The 18691-nt window shown below is 36.5% G+C and carries 21 protein-coding genes and 1 pseudogene; 4 read left to right on the top strand and 18 right to left on the bottom strand.

The features are described from left to right. Positions 1-2 precede the first annotated feature (2 nt). Positions 3-587, bottom strand: coding sequence for a TetR/AcrR family transcriptional regulator (locus B2R82_RS17215; protein WP_286926101.1), 585 nt, complete (start codon positions 585-587; stop codon positions 3-5). A 506-nt stretch (positions 588-1093) separates the two neighbouring features. On the opposite strand from B2R82_RS17215, the gene B2R82_RS17210 reads away from it, so the two are divergent. Genes B2R82_RS17210 through B2R82_RS17200 form a run of 3 tightly spaced genes read left to right on the top strand, consistent with a single transcriptional unit; the run spans position 1094 to position 2066 of the window. Further along, positions 1094-1234, top strand: a complete 141-nt coding sequence (locus B2R82_RS17210; RefSeq protein WP_286926099.1) for a hypothetical protein — start codon at positions 1094-1096, stop codon at positions 1232-1234. Between the two features lie 3 nt (positions 1235-1237). Next, positions 1238-1690, top strand: coding sequence for a DUF4879 domain-containing protein (locus B2R82_RS17205; protein ID WP_286926186.1), 453 nt, complete (start codon positions 1238-1240; stop codon positions 1688-1690). A 52-nt stretch (positions 1691-1742) separates the two neighbouring features. Further along, entirely contained in the window at positions 1743-2066 is a 324-nt protein-coding gene (locus tag B2R82_RS17200; protein ID WP_286926098.1) for a hypothetical protein, read from the top strand. A gap of 387 nt (positions 2067-2453) precedes the next feature. On the opposite strand, the gene B2R82_RS17195 is transcribed toward B2R82_RS17200, so the two are convergent. Continuing rightward, the gene (locus B2R82_RS17195) at positions 2454-2969 is read right to left on the bottom strand and encodes a VanZ family protein (RefSeq protein WP_286926097.1); all 516 of its coding nucleotides are present in this window, start codon (positions 2967-2969) and stop codon (positions 2454-2456) included. Between the two features lie 419 nt (positions 2970-3388). Here B2R82_RS17195 and B2R82_RS17190 point away from each other — a divergent pair. Continuing rightward, positions 3389-3657 (top strand): annotated as a pseudogene (locus B2R82_RS17190) (hypothetical protein); the annotation flags it as partial. 399 nt (positions 3658-4056) lie between these two features. On the opposite strand, the gene B2R82_RS17180 reads toward B2R82_RS17190, so the two are convergent. The 16 genes from B2R82_RS17180 to B2R82_RS17105 all read right to left on the bottom strand — a co-directional run bounded on the left by B2R82_RS17180 (position 4057) and on the right by B2R82_RS17105 (position 18687). After that, a complete protein-coding gene (locus tag B2R82_RS17180; RefSeq protein WP_286926095.1) occupies positions 4057-4281 on the bottom strand; it encodes a hypothetical protein in 225 nt (74 codons plus the stop codon). A gap of 284 nt (positions 4282-4565) precedes the next feature. Further along, positions 4566-4736, bottom strand: a complete 171-nt coding sequence (locus tag B2R82_RS17175; RefSeq protein WP_286926093.1) for a hypothetical protein — start codon at positions 4734-4736, stop codon at positions 4566-4568. A 178-nt stretch (positions 4737-4914) separates the two neighbouring features. Continuing rightward, positions 4915-5856: a ring-cleaving dioxygenase gene (locus B2R82_RS17170; protein WP_286926092.1), complete on the bottom strand. Its 942-nt coding sequence runs from the start codon at positions 5854-5856 to the stop codon at positions 4915-4917. A 53-nt stretch (positions 5857-5909) separates the two neighbouring features. Then, a complete protein-coding gene (locus B2R82_RS17165) occupies positions 5910-6314 on the bottom strand; it encodes a MarR family winged helix-turn-helix transcriptional regulator (RefSeq protein WP_376781234.1) in 405 nt (134 codons plus the stop codon). A 137-nt stretch (positions 6315-6451) separates the two neighbouring features. Then, positions 6452-7072 carry a sporulation-specific diadenylate cyclase CdaS gene (gene cdaS / locus B2R82_RS17160; RefSeq protein WP_054772195.1) on the bottom strand — a complete coding sequence of 207 codons (621 nt, stop codon included), beginning with the start codon at positions 7070-7072 and terminating at the stop codon, positions 6452-6454. A 120-nt stretch (positions 7073-7192) separates the two neighbouring features. Then, positions 7193-8590 carry a hypothetical protein gene (locus tag B2R82_RS17155; RefSeq protein WP_286926090.1) on the bottom strand — a complete coding sequence of 466 codons (1398 nt, stop codon included), beginning with the start codon at positions 8588-8590 and terminating at the stop codon, positions 7193-7195. A gap of 95 nt (positions 8591-8685) precedes the next feature. Beyond that, positions 8686-8916: an acyl-phosphate glycerol 3-phosphate acyltransferase gene (locus B2R82_RS17150; RefSeq protein WP_286926089.1), complete on the bottom strand. Its 231-nt coding sequence runs from the start codon at positions 8914-8916 to the stop codon at positions 8686-8688. An 89-nt stretch (positions 8917-9005) separates the two neighbouring features. Next, positions 9006-11000, bottom strand: coding sequence for a methyl-accepting chemotaxis protein (locus tag B2R82_RS17145; protein WP_286926088.1), 1995 nt, complete (start codon positions 10998-11000; stop codon positions 9006-9008). 360 nt (positions 11001-11360) lie between these two features. Further along, a complete protein-coding gene (gene rnz, locus B2R82_RS17140; RefSeq protein WP_286926087.1) occupies positions 11361-12293 on the bottom strand; it encodes a ribonuclease Z in 933 nt (310 codons plus the stop codon). 97 nt (positions 12294-12390) lie between these two features. Continuing rightward, positions 12391-13227, bottom strand: coding sequence for a class I SAM-dependent methyltransferase (locus B2R82_RS17135; protein WP_286926086.1), 837 nt, complete (start codon positions 13225-13227; stop codon positions 12391-12393). After that, on the bottom strand, positions 13224-14723 hold the full coding sequence (locus tag B2R82_RS17130) for a cobyric acid synthase (RefSeq protein WP_286926085.1): 1500 nt from the start codon (positions 14721-14723) through the stop codon (positions 13224-13226). Before B2R82_RS17130 ends, B2R82_RS17135 begins: the two co-directional genes overlap by 4 nt. A gap of 66 nt (positions 14724-14789) precedes the next feature. Then, complete coding sequence (locus B2R82_RS17125) at positions 14790-15326, bottom strand: cob(I)yrinic acid a,c-diamide adenosyltransferase (RefSeq protein WP_286926084.1); 537 nt, start codon at positions 15324-15326, stop codon at positions 14790-14792. A 14-nt stretch (positions 15327-15340) separates the two neighbouring features. Beyond that, positions 15341-15901, bottom strand: a complete 561-nt coding sequence (locus B2R82_RS17120; protein ID WP_286926083.1) for a nitroreductase family protein — start codon at positions 15899-15901, stop codon at positions 15341-15343. Between the two features lie 23 nt (positions 15902-15924). Then, a complete protein-coding gene (gene cobA, locus B2R82_RS17115; RefSeq protein ID WP_283868497.1) occupies positions 15925-16692 on the bottom strand; it encodes a uroporphyrinogen-III C-methyltransferase in 768 nt (255 codons plus the stop codon). Continuing rightward, entirely contained in the window at positions 16692-17327 is a 636-nt protein-coding gene (locus B2R82_RS17110) for a precorrin-2 dehydrogenase/sirohydrochlorin ferrochelatase family protein (protein ID WP_286926082.1), read from the bottom strand. Before B2R82_RS17110 ends, cobA begins: the two co-directional genes overlap by 1 nt. After that, positions 17320-18687: a cobyrinate a,c-diamide synthase gene (locus tag B2R82_RS17105; RefSeq protein ID WP_286926081.1), complete on the bottom strand. Its 1368-nt coding sequence runs from the start codon at positions 18685-18687 to the stop codon at positions 17320-17322. Before B2R82_RS17105 ends, B2R82_RS17110 begins: the two co-directional genes overlap by 8 nt. Positions 18688-18691: the final 4 nt, after the last annotated feature.

Raw genomic sequence — 18691 nt, 5'->3', positions numbered from 1 at the left:
CTCTATGTTTCAATTAGCTTAACTCCTTGTTTAACAATTCCCTCCCATAATGGATATTTTTCAGGCTCAAGCATAATCATCGTAAATCCACTTAGGAAAGATAAATAAGCCCACGTTTTATCACGAAGATCTTGTTCGGTTTCATTTAAACTAGAGCGCTTCTTCAACAATCCAGTCATTCTCTCCACAAACTCATAAGTGATTGAAACTGCTTCTTGCTCTAGCTCTGGAAACCTACCAGATTGAGAAAATAAATATTGTAAAATTCGTAGGTTTGATGGATCTTCACGATAGTGCCTCACGTGATGCCTCACCATCTGCTCTAATTGTTCTGACAGTTCTAAGCTTTCTGGTAAATAAAGTTGTCCATTTCTAGTCTCTTGAAATGCTTCTTTAACGGTATTCTCAAACAAGTCCTCTTTGCTAGGAAAATACAGTAAAATCGTAGCAGGATTAATACCTATTGCCTGTCCTATACTAGAAAGGGTAGTCTTAGAAAACCCCTCACTTGGAAATTGCCTTTTTGCTTCTTTTAATATGATATTTCGCTTCTCTAGTCGCTGTTGATTGTTGACTGTTCTTGCCATTCATCATCCCTCACAATACATTAAATAAATAAACGTTTATTTATTTAATGTAAATGAATAACATACGGAAGTAAATACTTTTTAACGCACAAAGCTGATTTTTATTTATTAAACAAGCGAAACCGACCTTTTGTTTCGCTTTTTCAAAAGAATTAATGATACACAAAAAACCTGAATATAAATAATTAAGAAACCCAGCAAATCTTCTCATGTGAAGGTAGTTAGGTTTTAAAGTTATATGTGCAAAATAAATCCTAAAGTGACACCAATTATCATACACTCATGGCACCTCTATAAGTATTTTTTATTTTCATTATTAAACAACTTAAATTGAACACTATGAAAGTGCATGATTACTGACTTTTTAAGCCTACTAAAAATGAACATTTTCTGATGTGATAATAAGTTTATTTAACAATTATTTTTTTGTTAAATATTGTTAAGTATTCTATTTTTCATCCGATGATTATAGTGTGTTACAAATAATGTAAAAGCAGAAGTTGTATATGAAGAAATATTTACTAGCTGTTGGAATTTTAACAAGTGGTTTGTTGGGGTTAAATACAGCTGAAGCTTCAGAAGTAGAAAAAGATATGCTTGAAGTAGATCCATTAATTGAAAATCTAAAAACAAAACATCCTGATTGAACAATTACATTAGTAACTTCAGATGAGGCTAAAGAAGAAGTAAAAAATAGTCCAGTTCTAAGAGGTCCAGCGCCACCATTAACAGCTCTTTATATTAACAAAGTAGTATCTCAAGTTGGAACAATCAATGAACAAATTGAGAAAATTGGCTTACAGAAAACTTCTCACGCAGTTTCAGGCACTGTTGCTGTAGCAGTTATGCAAGTAGGTTATGGAAGTGAAAATCAATGGTTAGATGATGAACGTATTACTTATCAAAATCGTGATTATAAAATTAATGTTGCTGCCATAGATTCTAATAATGACAGAATTGTAGATAGGTTTTATTATACAGTAACTTTTAATTCAGACTTAAAAATCTCAAGTGGAACTTCTGCATTATATAAGTTTAATTGTACTTCAAGTAGTTACCCTTGGAACACCATTGAAAGGACTATAAATATTCCACATTTATAATTTAGAAATCCATTGAAGAGAGGTGTATGTAAAAATGGTTTCTATGGAAGATATGGGTGTAAGGTTAATTATCCTTCAAGGAGCTTACGGATATAAAGGTTTTACTGAACAAATTGGCGAGAATACGTATAAAACTGATGTGAAAGCTTTTAAAGAAGCAATAGAAAATGCCAAAGAACCGATTGATGCTAGTAAAGTTTCAAAGTTATCATCTGATCAAATTAAAGTGTTACAAGGTGCTTCAAGTGGTAGTTGGTTGATTCCTTTACTGAATAGAATGGGAGAATTAGGGATGATGGATTTACGTGAGGGGCTAGTCAACCCTAAAGTATTCCAATATACTTCGACAATAAATGCTTATAAAAGATCCATTTAAGCTAAGTGAAAATAAAAGGCATTAACGATAAGGATTTATCCTTTCGGTTAATGCTTTTTTTCAGTTGTTATGTAAACCTTAATTGCTTAATAATGACCATTTTCTTATTAGGTTTCGAATTTAAAGTTTTATTCTCCTGGTAAACTATCCATTGTAATTTGCTCAAAACTACAGCCATTAAATCTGCTTTCAGTACACAGTAGCTTTAAAATAAAGTTTGATAAAAAGCACCTTCTTAAACTAGTTTCATACAATAAAGAAAAAGAATCCATTTTGAAAAAAATTTGTTCAAAACGGATTCTTATCTATCAAATTTAAACTACTTATGTTACTTCATAGTGTGTCACTTTAGGCGGTAATTTGCGCTAAAACTCAAATTTTTAAAAATCAGTCATCTAATACTTTGTAAAGAGTTGGTCTTAAAGTAATGAAAATATAATAACCTATTAATCCTCCAATTGTATTAGTAATCAAATCAGTTACATCAAAATTTCTAGAATATATACCACCCCACCATGCACTTAATAGTTGGGAACATTCAATAGTTAAACTAAATAGAAAGGTTATAACAATTGTACCCAAGACACCCTTCCTCTTTATAATTGGATATAAGAATCCAAAAGGCATCATCATAATAATGTTTAATATGATTTCCCTAACAGCTCTATCATGATTCAATAGTAAATCTCTAAAAGGAATTAAATTAGCTGTTTGCATAAATAGATTATTTGTTCCACCAAATGGTAATATAAATGGCATTAGTGTTACAAATAAAACCATTACAACATAAAGGTACATAAGTGTCTTAATTACAAACACCTGTTTAGATTCATTTATCCACTTTTTATAAAAGAACAGAAAGTAAATCAATAATAATAAAGTAAAATCAATAAAATAATTCAATTTTTAACCCCTTTGTAATTTCTTGCTTTCATGATGTCTCCATCTTCACTAATCCTATTAAATCGTAGTTAATTTCACCATTTTCTTTTTTCCAGGATCAGTAATCTTTACATAATAAGTCTCGTTAATAATTTTATTAGCAAAACTACATCCTGTTAGAATACTCCCTAAAAAACAAAGTTAAAATCGAAATTGATAATATTTTTTTATCTCTCCTTACTTATCCAACATATTAATCTATATATTTTTTTAAATCCATAAATCTACAGACGTATTCATAATTTCTTAAGAATATACAAAATAAACTCTATAAATCTTAAAAATTTGCATTAAAAGATTAAGAAATTGTATGTATAATCCGAAAAGTCCTCTGAGAAAATGTGAAAAAAGGAGATTTTATTACAGCATGGAAAAAATTTATTAGGCGAACAATCAATGAATTAGATTATATTCGAGAATTCGCATTATTAGGAATTACTTTGGTAAATGCGTTGAGTTACCAGAAAATCATACTATTGATGCGAGTTATCAACGATTTTTATATTTATTTGTTGAAGGTAGGTTCTATACTATCTTTTCATTCTTATTTGGTGTAGGATTTTATATCTTTCTGACGAGAGCTAACTCTAAAGGTAGATATTTACTTTTATTAAGCAGACTTATTGTATTGTTTATTATTGGATTCATTCTTCCCTATTTTTAGATGGAGAAGTATAAGATTTTACGCAATAAACGGATAAAAATCCACCAGAATAATAAAGTATTAACAATTTGGCTCATAAATGAAAAGGCGCTTTTCTTAAGAAACGCGCCTAGAATGGAATAATTGTGTAGCTTCTATTAACTAGCTTAACTAAGTTAAATAACATAAACAGAGACTGTCCATGTACCTTTTTTCATTTCTTTTTAATCGGTATCCATATCTCACTATAATAATCCTCTAAAGAAGGGTCAGCATCACTTACGTATACCTCCACTTCTGGTCCACCAGTATGCTCATACCTAGTTGCTGGACTATTATTGTCCCTTTAAATACAAAATCTCATTTATTTTAACATAAATACCCATTTAACTTACCCAAACTTACTCAACAATCTGGCTCTTTAATGGAATAACTAAAATATGAGCTTTTATTACTGTAAACATCATGAATTTTGGCATTTAAAGTATTCAATGCTTTTAGTGTGACGCTTATATATTCTTTTACATAAAGAACCTGTTTTGCTACATTGCGATGTGCACCACCTGTAATTTCTGGAATGATGCCATCAATGACACCTAGCTTGTTTAAATCAGGTGCTGTTATACGCATTGCTCTGGACCTTCACATTTCACGGCGAACAACATCTTGGGAAACCAATAACGTCCCATTTCCCAAATAATTTTGAAGCATTTTCGCAGTCGTTGTTTTTCCATTTTCCCCCTGCGTCCATTAATAACAACTCAGTAAATAAAAGCAAATATCCTTAGTTTATTATTCTATTAAATGGCCCGGATCGTAATATAAGGTTAGCCAGATTGTTAAGGAACGTTTTCAATGGATATTATTGTTGAAATATAGAGTTTGATAAAGATTAACTCCATTTTGATCAATCTTTATTCTAAAGCTACATTTACTTGTTTTTTATTTTTATTTGTAGGTAAATCTTTATTTGGTTGGGATTTAACCGTATTGTAGCAGCAGCTAGGTTGCCAGCTACCACTATACACGGATAGCGGCACACGCACACTACAATTTTGATGAATAATAATTCCTGTGAAAGTCATTGCCGAACGACTAAGGAATACACCTAGAATAATCCATGCAACATATGGGCATTGTTAAGAGAAGATAAAATTATCGATATATTTGATCTTGTTATTGAAAATAGGGCTAAAAAAGTGGGGCTAGTTCATAACTAACTCCCACTCAACCCTCTATATATAGACATTAACAAAGACATTATTATTCTAATGGTTCTAGAATAGCTTCAATTTCTGCGCGTTTTTCTTCTAAAAATGGTGGTAGATCTAGCTTTTTGCCAAGATCCTCGACTGCTGAATCAACTGTGAATCCTGGGCCGTCTGTCGCCATTTCAAATAAAATCCCATTACGATCTCTAAAGTAAAGACTTTGAAAATAATAACGATCCACTACACCAGTACTATCAAAGCCTTGCTCTTTAATTTTGGCATCCCATTCCTGTAAGTCCTCGACTGTCGCCACACGTAATGCAAGGTGATGAATGCTGCCTCGCCCTGGTTTTTCACTTGGTCCTTCTAATTCTTTGACAACAATTTCACCGAATACTTCTCCTGCAATGGATTGTAGCACTGCTTCTTTTTCACTTTCTGTAACAACTGTATAACCGAATAAATTCTTTAATAAATTTACTGTTCTCTGTAAGTAACGAACTGTTATTTCCACTGTACCCATTCCTAGAATACGATGCTCTTCAGGAATTTCATTGCCATCCCAAGACTGCCAATGAGCTGGTACTTCGTGACCGTGATGGTTTAAAAGGACCATCCTTAAACCTTCATGATCTTCAAAAAACAATGCATCCCTTCCTGCATAGGTTGTAATATCACTATGTTTGACCTCTTCCTGTTGAAAACGTTCTTTCCAATATTGCAAACTCGCATAGCTTGGCACGAGTAAGCCAATGCGAGTAATAGCATTTGTGCCTCGAACTGTACGTCCTGCGACAGGCATCTCAAAAAACGTTAATTCAGTACCTGCTGCTCCTGTTAAGTCTCCATAAAATAAGTGATACATTGATGGCGAATCCTGATTCACCGTTTTTTTCACTCGACGTAATCCAAGAATCTTTGTATAAAAGTCATTATTTCGTTTGCCATTTTTCGTTAGCATGGATATATGGTGATGTCCACTTAATTTGTTCATGATTCATTTCCTCCTTATTTTCACTTGACTAAGCAAGTGATAATCTAAAAAAATTACATTGGCGGTATTTGTTTTTCACGACTATGCTTTTCAAGCTTTGACATTAGTGTATATAAAGATTTCATTTCTTCTTCTGTTAAAATCTCTTCAAAAAATGAGGATTGAAAGTGTAGCTGACTCGGGGTCGCAGCATCGATTATTTGCTCTCCCTTTACTGTTAATGAAATTGTCTTCGTTTTCCAATTTTGCTTGCGTTCAATAAGCCCTTCTTTTTCAAGCCGCGCAAGCATTCGAGACATCCCGCCTTGCGTAACGGTAGCTTTCTCTGCTAATTGTGATTGTGTAATCGGTGCAAAAGTCTTAATTTGAATCAGTACATCGAACTGGGCAGTTGTTAAATCAAAACGCTTTAAAAATTCATTTGATAGCTGATTACTTTGTGTTGTAAAGCGCATCATTCGAATCCAAGTCAGTGACCCAAGTGTATGTTTTTGCAACGCTTCATCCTCCCTTCATTTATCACTTTACCACGCAAGTGATAAACAAGCAAGAAAAACATCTCGAATTCGAGATAAAATTCAGTGTGAAGCTCACACTATATTATGCCATGTGTAGTTATTGGATATAAACTACCTTTAAAGGCAAACGAAATCCTTCCTGTTTCTTCAGAAACCACCATAATTAATGCATCACTTACTTCACTTAATCCTAATGCTGCTCTATGTCTTGTTCCTAATTTCTTCTCCCCCGTATAAAGTTCTGATAGAGGTAAGACATTTGCAGCCGAGTCAATTTGATTTCGGTTTACTAAAACGGCGCCATCATGAAGAGGGTTTCCAGGAAAGAAAATAGCTTCTAATAAGGAATGGGTTAACTCTGCTCCTATATGAACCCCTGGCTGTATAAGTGATTTTATAGGGTCTTCTCGTTCAATAACAATTAATCCTCCATGTCTTCGCATCGACATATTTTGTACACAATGCGATAGCTCCGGATATTTTTCGGTAAATGGGGAAAGATAGCAATTTAAATAAAACGTTGCAGCCTTCATTTCAATTGTAATAAATTTCTCTTTAATCTTTTCAAAATTCCCAAGCAAACAATTTGTATCTATATCCATGGCTTCAACACTTTGCTGTAATGTCATTATGACCTGCAAAAGCTCATCTTTTAATGTTTGTTTCATTGGTGAAAAATCACAATTTATTGGATCCATAAAAGCATACCTCACTTTCAAATATCTTTTTTAGTTTCTCTAGTTACATTGTTTTTATTCGTTCCCAACAAAGAAAAGGCAGATTCTTGTTATGTAACCAAGAAACTACCCTTCAGCTGTTTAAAAAGATATTAGTCGATCACTAGTATTTGCTAGTAATCCATAGCCTGGTGCAAAAAACTGATCAAAGGATGTTTCAACTACATTTTCAAAGGTACCTGCTGGGGTCGTGAGTGAGTAGTGAATAGCACGTACATATCCTTGATCTTGAGTCGTTCCGCTTAAGCGTGTAATGATTGCTCCTTCCTTTAAAGGCTTAACAAAAGAGTATTTGACACCATCCATATCAAAATTAAAGGCTTGGTCAGTTTCATGGTACGTAATGTAGTAAAAATCCTCGGCTTTAAAATGATTATTGGCTATTCTTTTGTAGACTCTATTGCCTGCAATATTCTGATATTCTAGCTTTTGAAGCCTCTCATTTGGTAAAAAGGATGTAATCACTGGCGATTCATTCGGCATTTTTATGGCTAGCACATTTTTAGGAACGGTATACATTTTTCCATTTACTGCGATTAATGCGATATATTCGTTTTCTGTATAGAACGATACCTCATCAAATCGTTTCAGCTCTACCTGTTGAGAATGATCCATACCTTTAGCAACAACACCATAGCGGATATAACGTTTGCCTTGATTATTCACAGGTTCTAATAGATTTGCTGGCATATAGCCTCTTTCCCCTGTTATGGATTGTACCCTAAGGTAACCATTGACCTCCATCCCTAAAGATTGAAAAGCAGAACCCTTTGGATAAGCAAACATTTTATTCAGGGGATTAACATCATTTAATGTAGACGATGGATTCCATTCGATTATTCTAGCTCCATTCATTGGACCCATTAGCAATTGTGTATCTGTTGTTACTGCATAATAGCCTTTATCTCTTGTCGTTGTTTCTACAATTCTAATATCGGTACCATCAACAACACCATTTACTCCATTTCCTTCTTCTAAACTATAAGAGTAATTTAATTTTCCCTTGTCAAAAGTAACCTCTGCCGAATAATTTCCTGGTACATATTCGCTCAGTAAATGCTGTCCATATGCTAAATCTATCATTGGGTATTTTTCTTCAAAATAGGCTTTTGTTCCTTGACGATTGCTCACAATATATGCAGGATTGTTATAAAAAGAAGAGCGGATTTCAGTGGGAACTTCCTTAAAAATGACTAAATCTGTTGCTTGTACACGGTAGCCTGAGCTCATCCAATAGAACGTTTTTTGGTCATATTTTTCAATATTATAGACACGAAAAAAATTATTTCGTTTCACTGTCATAGAGTTGTATGTACCATTAGAATTTTTCTTATACACTTTGACATCCTTGGAAAATGTCATTTTACCTGTTTGTCCTTTTACGACTTCTGCTCCATCCCAGCTAACTTGCGCATTGGATTTGGTAGGGGAAATAAAGAAGACAACAATAATTAGCAGCGCTAGACTATATTTTTTCATTTGACCTCCTCTAGTAGTACCTAATTTTTTATTTACTAGTATAGCAAATGAAAAATCACATGTCTTCGCCAATTAACGATGACACGTGATTTCATTTACATATGTCCAGCACGAATTTTTTTTACAATACTAAAGGTTGTGTAGGCTGCAGCAGGTGCAAGTACAACAATAAAAATAAGCCAAACTGTTAAATTATCTGTAGCTTTTAATGTTTGATAATTTGTAAAAACAAAAATGATAAGACCAAAAAGTAATAAATAGCTCAGCACATTCGGAAAAATTACAATTAATCGTAAAAGTGCTGGTGGCATTTTTTGCTGATTCATATAAACCACTCCCCTTTCACTTCATTATACGAAAATCATCTAGTAACTTCACTATATTTCTTGTTTATACCAAATGTTTGTCAACTATTTTAAACCTTATATCTTCCTGCTGAATGTTGTAAATTCTCTGCTGTTGTATTTAGCCTATCGATAATCGATGTCATTTTATTCATGCTCGTAGTTTGAACTTTAGCCTTTTGGGCAACTGCCTCAACACTTTCTGACGTCTGTTTTGCCAGTAATGAAACGTCTTCCATCGTAGCCGTCACTTCCTCTGTACTTGCTGCAATTTCCTCAGTAGAACTTGACACTAAATCTACCTGCTCCGCTAATACTTGCACATCGTTCGTAATGCCTTCAAAAGAATGCTGTGCTTCATGGACAATGACACGACCTGCTTGTAGAACATCTGCAGTTGAATGGATAACAGATACAATATTAGCTGTCTCTCTTTGAACATTTATCACAACTTGAGATATTCGATCAGCCGCTCCTTTTGAATCCTCAGCCAATTTGCGGACCTCTTCTGCCACTACAGCAAATCCTTTCCCTGCCTCTCCAGCACGTGCTGCTTCAATAGACGCATTTAACGCCAATAAATTTGTTTGATCTGAAATGCCAGTAATTACATTTGTAAATTCACCAATCATGCCAGATAATTTTTCTAATTCATGTATACTCTCAACGGAAAGATTTGTTTTATCATGAATTTGTACTAATTGGTTTTGGAGATTATTCATTATTTGCAAACCATTACTTGCATTTTCTTCTGTATTACGAGAAATAGTAGATATTTCAGCGATTGATTCTGAAATATGCTGAATACTACGTGCCAACTCCTCCATAGAATGTGCACTATCTTCCGTATTTTTTTGCTGGTGAAACGAGGCCTGAGCAACCTGACTAGACTCTTCCTGTATCGTTTCAGATGAATGAAGTGTTTGATGTGCATTCTCTTGAATTATGTATGTTGCCTCTTTAATTTGACTTGCCTCTTGTTTTAGGTCACGCATTATAAATTGAAAATTTTCCATCATACCGTTACACGATGCGACTAACTGACCTATTTCATCTTTAGCGTTGACGTTGATGCGTTTGGTTAAATCGGCTTCACCTTTGCTAATTTCTTCTAAGGAGTTGCGAACACTTAAAATACGAGTGACCTGCCTTGAAATGGATATACCTGTTGTTAAAAAAATAACGCATACAACGATAAGTGAGGCAACAATTGTCCCCATTAAAATATGTGAAAGTACTACATTAGAAACAACTACAGCTAAGTAGGTGCCATTTGATAGAGGCTTGACATATTGTGTAACACGAGTACCATCATATTTACCTGAAAACTCAGCAGCATCAGATGATGAAAATTGTGCTGGCGAGAAGCCAATAGATTCAAGATTTTTATCTGCCGTGGCTGTAATGGTCTCACCTTCGTCACTCACAATAGCTGCAAATAGAATGGTCGAGGATAAATATTTATTTAGCTCGTTTATATAATACTCACTTCCAATGCTCTCCTCTAAATCTAATAATTGCTGTCCATGCCGTGCTACTTGCACAATCTGTGGATTTGCTGGATTCCAACTACTCACACCAACAAATTTAAAGAATTTATCATCCACATCACGAATTTGTGCCTTTTGTACAATTTCTTTGGCACGACCATCTAAAAGCTGCATATATTCTGCTGCCTGTCCGTTTGGATCAGAGCCGAAGTTAAAGTCAACTGTTGGTGCCACAGAAGTGACAGTTGTATTTCCTTTATCATCTGTACTCCATATTTCATCCATGCCTCCACGCTCAGTAATAGCCTTTAAATCTTCATATGTTGCACCCTGATTAATAATATAAGAAGCCATGACTGACTCAGCAATCATTTCCTTTTCCATGATTTCTTCTGCTTTTTCTCTTGATTGAATAGCACCCTCAATCCCCATAACAATAGAACTTGCAAGCGCCTCCCCATTATTTTTTACACTTTTGTATGTTGCCTGATAAATATAAATAGAAAAAGCACCAATTATTACGACAACAATCATCATAATTTCTAGTAGCATTTTCCATTTCATAGATTTCCCCATATTTCTCCCCCTAAAACATACTATTATTTCCATTTCATCATACAATATCAATTCAAACGGTTTCATTATTTTTTTATTAAATCTAGAATAATAATTTTCTAGGTAAAATAAATTGTCACAATTTTGTAATAAATATTCTCATTTTTTAGCTATAAAAAAATCTAAATAGTTTGGGCTATTTTATATTTAGAGCTAAGTATTTTAATGAAGTGAATAAATTCAATTAAATTCTGAGCTATTAGGAGTTATTTAATAAAGATATTCGATATGAGTTTTTACCTAGATTTATCTTGATGAATAGAAAAAAGCACCTTTAAATAAAACTTCATTCAAAAGGTGCTTCCTCGTTTTTATATTATATTAAAATAATTTATTATTGTGCCATGTATACACTTCTTGATCAGATGTAAGAGCAGTTTGTGGAAAAATCGCCTGTGCCTCTGCTAAAAGCATTGGTAGATCCTGTGGCATAAAACGTGCACTCAAATGGTTCAATAGTAAAAATTTCACATCTGCTTGTTGTGCAATTTTAGCTGCCTCAACGTTTGTAGAATGTCCATAGCTTGCTGCTAAATCAGATGTAGTGCCATCAAACGTAGCTTCATGAATAATAATATCGGCTTTATTTGCTAATAACACTGACTCCTGACAGTATTTTGTATCGCCTAAAATAGTCAGTGTAAAGCCTTTTTTGGGCGGAGAGACAACATCTTTCGCATGAATAATTGTGCCATCTTCAAGCTCTACATCTTTCCCACCTTTTAATTGTCCTAGTAAAGGACCTTTAGGAACACCAAAAGCCTGCACTTTTTCCATTAACAATTCACCCGGCAAATTTTTTTGCTCAATCCGATAGCCAAAGCATGGAACAACATGTTGAAGCTCCCCTGCACTTACCTTAAAATGTGCATCCTCATAAATTACACCCTCATGAACCTCAATAAACCGTATGGCATATGTTAAATGAGTCTTTGATAAGGAAAACGTTTGCTCAATCCATTGCTGTAAACCCTTTGGACCGAATATTGTTAATGGCTCATCCCCACCCTGGAATGATCGAGAGCTTAGAAAACCTGGTAAACCGAAAATATGATCACCATGTAAATGTGTAATAAAAATTTTTGTAACTTTACGTGGTTTTAGAGAGGTATGCAAAATTTGATGCTGGGTTGCCTCTCCACAATCAAACAGCCACATTTCTCCTATTTCATCCAAAAGTTTTACCATCAGTGCACTTGTATTACGTTCCTTTGAAGGCATTCCTGCGCCTGTTCCTAAAAAATGTAGTTGCACATATGCCACCTCTCTTCTGTGTCTATCGCTTTATTGTACCTTATCGTTAACAATAAGAAAAACCTTTGGTAACAAGCTTTCTCCAAAGGTTTGAAAATTATTTCGGCTCCCATGATACAAGGGCCGCATGAAAATCATGGCGATAAAAATAACGACCATTCTTTTCTTCAATAAAGGGCTTAAGCGACTCCTCAACATGCGCTCTATCAAATGTAGTATTTAGTATTTTTTTACTTTGAGTCGTGACAAGCTGCTCGTAGCTTTCATAGTCATAGACTCGTTCTAATGGTATAATTTTACAATCTGCATAAATATCCATTTCATATAACAAATTCAAAAATTCTATATAGTCTCTTCTTGGAAATTTAATATCATAGCCATACTTTTTGTACAGAATCTCGTAATGAGGTTGAATTGGTCCTGTTGTCATGCCAATAATCGCACGCTTTTTAGCAAGTCGATTCATCTGGTAAAGGGCCGATTTTATTTCATACATACGATAGAAACAATTGACGCCAATGACGATATCGTGAGCTGCCACCTCATTCTCAGCAAGGCTTTCCCATTTTGCATGAATATAAGAGACATGTTGGTGTTCCTGCATGCAATTTTGTAGATAGCTTAGGATGCTATCCGAACTATCTACACATGTTAGCTGTCTCACATTTTCTGCTAGCGGAAAAGTATAATTGCCCCAGCCTGGACCAATTTCCAATACAGAGTCCTCTGGTTGAATACTCTTTTTTATTTCTTGAAAAATCTTTGCGGCATAGGGATCTGTCTGTCCCGTTTTTTTACGTGTAATGGACTGTGCCCAGAATTGCTCTTCCAGCTGATCATCGACCATTCTTTCAGGCATTTGTCCATGCCAATCCTTCATACCTTCCTGCCATAATGCCTCATAATCAATGGCTAATGGTCCTTTTCTTGTCATACAGATACCTCTATATTCATGATTTCGTATATTTTTTTTATATCAAGATTCGCACGAACATGCTTAGCGAGCATATTATAGGCATCTTCCCGACGCTCTGCATCACTTTTAACATCACCTGCTAAAGCAGGTAGCCCTTTTTTAATACGCAAATTATTGATAAGCTGTCGTGTAAAGTGACGGTTATGAAATAGGCCGTGAAAATACGTACCTATTACTTGCTCATCAGCACTTACTGCACCATCTACCCGCCCATCGGCTAATTGTAAAAATGGTGACACTTCATCACGCAAGATCCTTGTTCGTCCGAGATGAATCTCATAGCCAGAAAATGTATCCTGACCTCTTGTTCCAGTCATTTGCACCGTTTTTTTATCTCCAACGAAAACTGTTTCCATTGGCAATAATGCTAGCCCCAGCGCTGAATCTCCGCTTCCTTCTACAGCCTCTGGATCTAATAATGTTTCGCCAAGCATTTGAAAGCCACCACATATGCCCATAATTTTTGTTCCTTGCTGACGTAAGTTACTGATTGCTTGGTCGAAGCCCTGTTCCTTTAACCAAGCTAAATCATCCATCGTATTTTTTGTCCCGGGTAGTATTAGTAAATCAGGCGTACCTAGCTCTTGAACGTTACCAATTAAACGAACTCCGACCTCTGGCTCATCAAAAAATGGGTCTACATCTGTAAAATTTGAAATACGCGGCAAACGAATCATTGCTACATCAATGGCGAACTCTCCAGGTTTAGGCTTTTTAAAGCGCAGAGCAGATAATGCGAGGGAATCCTCCGCTTCAATATTGACATCGACATATGGCACCACACCCAATACAGGGATGCCCGTTTCACGTTCTACCCATTCAATACCATCATCTAGTAATTCTCGCAAGCCTCTAAATTTATTAATGATGAGCCCCTTTACACGAGCGCGCTCTGCCTCATCGAGCAATGCAAGTGTCCCCACTATGGATGCAAAGACGCCACCTCGATCAATATCTGCAACTAGCACAACTGCTGCATCTGCTAAATGGGCCATTCGCATATTTGCAATATCACGATCTTTTAAATTGATTTCTGCAGGACTGCCTGCTCCTTCAAGTACAATGACATCATATGTATTTTGCAAAGTTCGTACAGATTTTTCTACAATGGGCATTGCTTCCTGGACAAATTGATTGCGGTAGCTTTTGGCGTCCATATTTAAAAAATGCTTACCATGCACTATGACTTCAGATACCATATCCTGCTTCGGTTTTAGCAGTATAGGATTCATATCTGTCGTAGCAACAATACGTGCAGCCTCTGCCTGTACTCCCTGGGCACGGCCAATTTCGCCGCCATCTTGTGTCACGAATGAATTAAGTGCCATATTTTGTGATTTAAAGGGGACTACCTTTAGTCCATCATCTGAGAAAATACGGCATAGCGCAGTACAAATCATACTTTTTCCTACATCTGAAGCTGTTCCTTGAATCATGATTGATTTTGCTGGCATCATCTTTTCCTCCATCTTAATAATTGAAGCTGGTTTTTACACAGATTTCAGCTGCTTTTTATATGCTTAAAATTCAAGACCTTTGACAGCTGGAATTCCCTCATCATAATAATGTTTTGTCGCCTCAATTGTTGAAACTAAATCTGCCATGGCAATAAGTGCTGGATTTGCACTGCGTCCTGTTACGACTAAATGCATGGTAGAAGGGCGCTGTTGTATGGCTTCAATAACTTCTGCTAAGGGTAGCACATCATCAATTGGAAATTTTGTGATAGCAAGTGCATTGTTCAGCTCATCTAATACAAGTAAATCAATCGTGTCGTCCTGCAGGGCAGCTTTTGTTTTCTTCCAAGCCTTTGCTAAAGCCGCACGATGCTCTTCTGGCGTTTTTGTCCAAGTAAAGCCAATACCCAGCTGCTCCATTTTCACGCCAAGCTTACTTAGGGCAATTTGCTCTCCATATGTACGCTCTGGTGATTTAATAAATTGCATATAACGTACATTTAGCCCTCTTCCAACCGCGCGTAATGTGACGCCAAGAGAGGCAGTTGTTTTGCCCTTTCCTTCCCCTGTATAAACTAAAAACAAGCCTTTTCTCGCCATTTTTTAAGCCTCCCTTAAAGCCATGTTGTTTTTTCCTCAAATGGGGTACGCTTCTTGTCTTTAAGCTCCTGCTCCTCTGGATAGCCTATAAAAATAGTACCTACTACTTTTTGCGTTTGATCTGCTCCAATAAAGTTATGCATTCTTTCATCATGAACAAGCCCCACACCACGTGTACGCCAGACAAAGCCAAGTCCTAGCTCCTCTGCAGCAAGCCACATGGACATAATTGCACTACAAACAGCATAAACGTTATCCTCTGTTGCATCAGAATCATTTTCTACAATATCTGCTGTCACCACAATGGCAACAGGTGTCGTTTGCACAACTTTCAATGAGCTTTCTACCAAATTTGGCTTAGTTGGAAAGCGTTCTAGTAAATAAGCATTTGCCATTTCCTCATAACGTTTCATGGCATCATCTTGGATGACATAAAAATGCCAAGGCTCACGCATACGGTCGTTTGGTGCATAAGTGGCTGCTTGTAAAATTTGTTCAATTTTCTCTTTCTCAACTGGCTGTGTTGTATAATTACGAATTGCTCGACGATTTTTTAATGCCTCTATTATAGTCATGCGGTTCCCTCCAATTGAATCTTCTACGAAAAAGCAAGTCCCTGCTCTTCAAACCATTGAATTTTTTCTCGGACATTAACGACATCACCAACAATAATCATAGAAGGGTTATGATAGCCCTCTCGTTCAATAATGCTAGCAATTTCATCAAGCTGTCCTGTAATGGTACGCTGTTGATCTGTTGTGCCCCATTCAATGACAGCAACTGGGGTAGATGCCTTTCGACCATGCTCAATTAATTTTCTAGAAATATAGGCAATATTGCCAACACTCATATAAAAGGCCACTGTATCAATGCCTGTTGCGAGTGCAGACCAGTTTAAAAAGTCTTGTCCCTTTTCTTCACGGCCATGACCTGTCACGAGTGCAAAGCTTGTTGCAAAGTCCCGATGTGTAACAGGAATACCTGCATATGCTGGGGCAGCAATTCCTGCTGTTATGCCAGGTACGATTTCATAGGCAATTCCATGATTTTTTAATACCTCGGCTTCCTCAGCACCGCGACCAAAAACAAATGGGTCTCCCCCCTTTAATCGTGTGACAATTTTGCCCTCCTGCGCTTTTTCAACAAGTAATGTATGAATCTCGTCTTGAATAAGGTGATGCTTGCCAGGTAATTTACCACAGTACACAAGCTCCGCATCCTTTTTCGCAAATTCTAGCAATTTAGGATTCACAAGACGATCATAGGCAATAACATCTGCCTTCTGAATACATTCAAGCCCATATACTGTAATAAGCTTGGGGTCTCCTGGTCCAGCCCCTACTAAATACACCATTCCATCCTTCATTATGCTTCTCCCATCAGTAATTGTTGTAAGTAGGCTTCACGTCTATCAATCTCACCTCGACGTGTCCATTCTAGTAAATTGGGTTCTAGTAATGCTTGTAAGGCGGCACGTCTTTGCTGACCTTTTTCAAATTTTGCAGCAATCATTAATCGTGCCTGTTGTAAAAAGCATACGTAGTCATCATAAATCTCATCAAATTGTTCTTCGAGATCGGCTTTAATTTTTCTTGCTAATGCTGGACTAGCACCTGATGTTGATACCGTGAGCACTAAAGGACCCCGACGAACAGTTGCTGGTGTAATAAAATCACTCTCAGCTTGTGCATCCGCACGATTGATAAGCTGCCAATGCTGAGCAGCTTCTTGAACAGCCTCATTTACTGATGTATCATTGGTCGCGGCAATAATCAATGATGCATCATCTAAATCACGTGGTTCAAATTCTTTTTCACGCCATGTAATTTTCCCTGCTTCCACAAGAGGGAATAATGAGTCATCTAGTGTTGGACTCACGACAACAATATTTGCTTTAGCTGGAATCAAAGATGCAACCTTCTGCGTTGCTACGTGTCCGCCTCCAACAATTACTACGGTTTTGTATTCAATATTGATATGAATTGGAAAATAATTAGTCATGATTTTTCACCTTCTTACAAGCTGATAGCCAATTGTCAACAAGCTTTGGGTTTGATACGAAATGAAAATGTGTATAGCCAGCTACTAGATTTCCTTCTTGATAGCCCTCCTGCTTTTTCCCAAAACGACCTTTCGTTTGATAGGCAGGCGTATTATGAGAGCCGGAATATGTTGAATAGTGGAATTCATGTCCTTTAGCTTCTTCGTCTGTACCTATTAAGAAATTATGTTGAGTGCCAAAAATTTCACGGTAGCCAAGAGCTGCTAGCTTTGTTTGCATGGTAACTTCACCAGGAATAACACCTACCATATCAAAACGAATACCATCATTATTTGAAATAGCCTCTGTCAAATACATAAAGCCCCCACACTCCGCTAATGTTGGTAAACCTTTGGCAATTGCTTCACGAATAGAACTTTTTGCTTCTACATTGTTCGCCAGTATTGCTGCAAATTCCTCTGGGAAACCCCCGCCAATATATAGCCCATCAGCCTCAGCAGGCACAGCTTCATTGGCAAGCGGTGAGAAAAATTGTAGTGTTGCACCTTTGGCACGTAGTAGCGCTAAGTTTTCCTCATAATAAAAATTAAATGCCGCATCCTTTGCAACAGCAATGCAAATGTTTTGCGATGGCTCTTTTGCAAATAGCTGTCCTGCTTCTTGTAGAACAGGAGCCTTTGTTAGGTTCAATAATTGATCTATATCTATTGTCTCTGCCATTAACGAACCTAGCTTCTCAAAAAAAGAATTCAGTTCTCCACGTTCTATCGCAGGTACTAGTCCTAAATGGCGACTAGGGATATCAATTCCTTCCTCACGCTTTAAGTAGCCAATAACAGGGATACCACATTCCTGCTCAATCGCAGCTTTCGCAATCTCATAATGACCGACACTACCAACCTGATTCGCAATCACCCCAACTATATTTTGCTTATCAGACAGCAGTTGGAAGCCCTTTACAACTGCCGCAACACTTCGGGCCATACTTGCACAATTAACAATTAAAATGACAGGACTTTCTGTGATAACACTGATGTCTGCTGCAGAGCCTTCATCAGATAAAGGACTTTTACCATCATAGAAGCCCATAACACCTTCAATAATGGCAACATCTGCACCCATACTTGCGCGCGCAACAATATCTCGTACAGCTTCATGTGAAAACATCCAGCTATCAATATTCCGAGATACTCTTCCTGTTACGGCTGTGTGGTAGGTTGGATCTATATAATCAGGACCGCATTTAAAGCCCTGCACAACTTTCCCCTTATTTTGTAAAGCCTTCATCAGTCCAATAGTGAAAGTTGTTTTACCTACGCCACTGCCCGTACCAGCCAGTACAAAACGATTTGTTTGCATGGAC

The organism is Lysinibacillus sp. UBA6686 (assembly GCF_002455205.1).
Classification (GTDB): domain Bacteria; phylum Bacillota; class Bacilli; order Bacillales_A; family Planococcaceae; genus Lysinibacillus; species Lysinibacillus pakistanensis.
Note: the sequence above shows the minus strand (reverse complement) of the source record. Positions and strands in the feature narration are given on the sequence as shown.

Bases quoted from the DNA above. Each gene is read 5' to 3' on its own strand.
- B2R82_RS17215 (WP_286926101.1), bottom strand. From the start codon at position 587: ATGGCAAGAACAGTCAACAATCAACAGCGACTAGAGAAGCGAAATATC.
- B2R82_RS17210 (WP_286926099.1), top strand. From the start codon at position 1,094: ATGAAGAAATATTTACTAGCTGTTGGAATTTTAACAAGTGGTTTGTTG.
- B2R82_RS17200 (WP_286926098.1), top strand. From the start codon at position 1,743: ATGGGTGTAAGGTTAATTATCCTTCAAGGAGCTTACGGATATAAAGGT.
- B2R82_RS17180 (WP_286926095.1), bottom strand. From the start codon at position 4,281: ATGCGTATAACAGCACCTGATTTAAACAAGCTAGGTGTCATTGATGGC.
- B2R82_RS17175 (WP_286926093.1), bottom strand. From the start codon at position 4,736: ATGACTTTCACAGGAATTATTATTCATCAAAATTGTAGTGTGCGTGTG.
- B2R82_RS17170 (WP_286926092.1), bottom strand. From the start codon at position 5,856: ATGAACAAATTAAGTGGACATCACCATATATCCATGCTAACGAAAAAT.
- B2R82_RS17165 (WP_376781234.1), bottom strand. From the start codon at position 6,314: ATGATGCGCTTTACAACACAAAGTAATCAGCTATCAAATGAATTTTTA.
- cdaS (WP_054772195.1), bottom strand. From the start codon at position 7,072: ATGGATCCAATAAATTGTGATTTTTCACCAATGAAACAAACATTAAAA.
- B2R82_RS17155 (WP_286926090.1), bottom strand. From the start codon at position 8,590: ATGAAAAAATATAGTCTAGCGCTGCTAATTATTGTTGTCTTCTTTATT.
- B2R82_RS17150 (WP_286926089.1), bottom strand. From the start codon at position 8,916: ATGAATCAGCAAAAAATGCCACCAGCACTTTTACGATTAATTGTAATT.
- B2R82_RS17145 (WP_286926088.1), bottom strand. From the start codon at position 11,000: ATGGGGAAATCTATGAAATGGAAAATGCTACTAGAAATTATGATGATT.
- B2R82_RS17135 (WP_286926086.1), bottom strand. From the start codon at position 13,227: ATGACAAGAAAAGGACCATTAGCCATTGATTATGAGGCATTATGGCAG.
- B2R82_RS17130 (WP_286926085.1), bottom strand. From the start codon at position 14,723: ATGCCAGCAAAATCAATCATGATTCAAGGAACAGCTTCAGATGTAGGA.
- B2R82_RS17125 (WP_286926084.1), bottom strand. From the start codon at position 15,326: ATGGCGAGAAAAGGCTTGTTTTTAGTTTATACAGGGGAAGGAAAGGGC.
- B2R82_RS17120 (WP_286926083.1), bottom strand. From the start codon at position 15,901: ATGACTATAATAGAGGCATTAAAAAATCGTCGAGCAATTCGTAATTAT.
- cobA (WP_283868497.1), bottom strand. From the start codon at position 16,692: ATGAAGGATGGAATGGTGTATTTAGTAGGGGCTGGACCAGGAGACCCC.
- B2R82_RS17110 (WP_286926082.1), bottom strand. From the start codon at position 17,327: ATGACTAATTATTTTCCAATTCATATCAATATTGAATACAAAACCGTA.
- B2R82_RS17105 (WP_286926081.1), bottom strand. From the start codon at position 18,687: ATGCAAACAAATCGTTTTGTACTGGCTGGTACGGGCAGTGGCGTAGGT.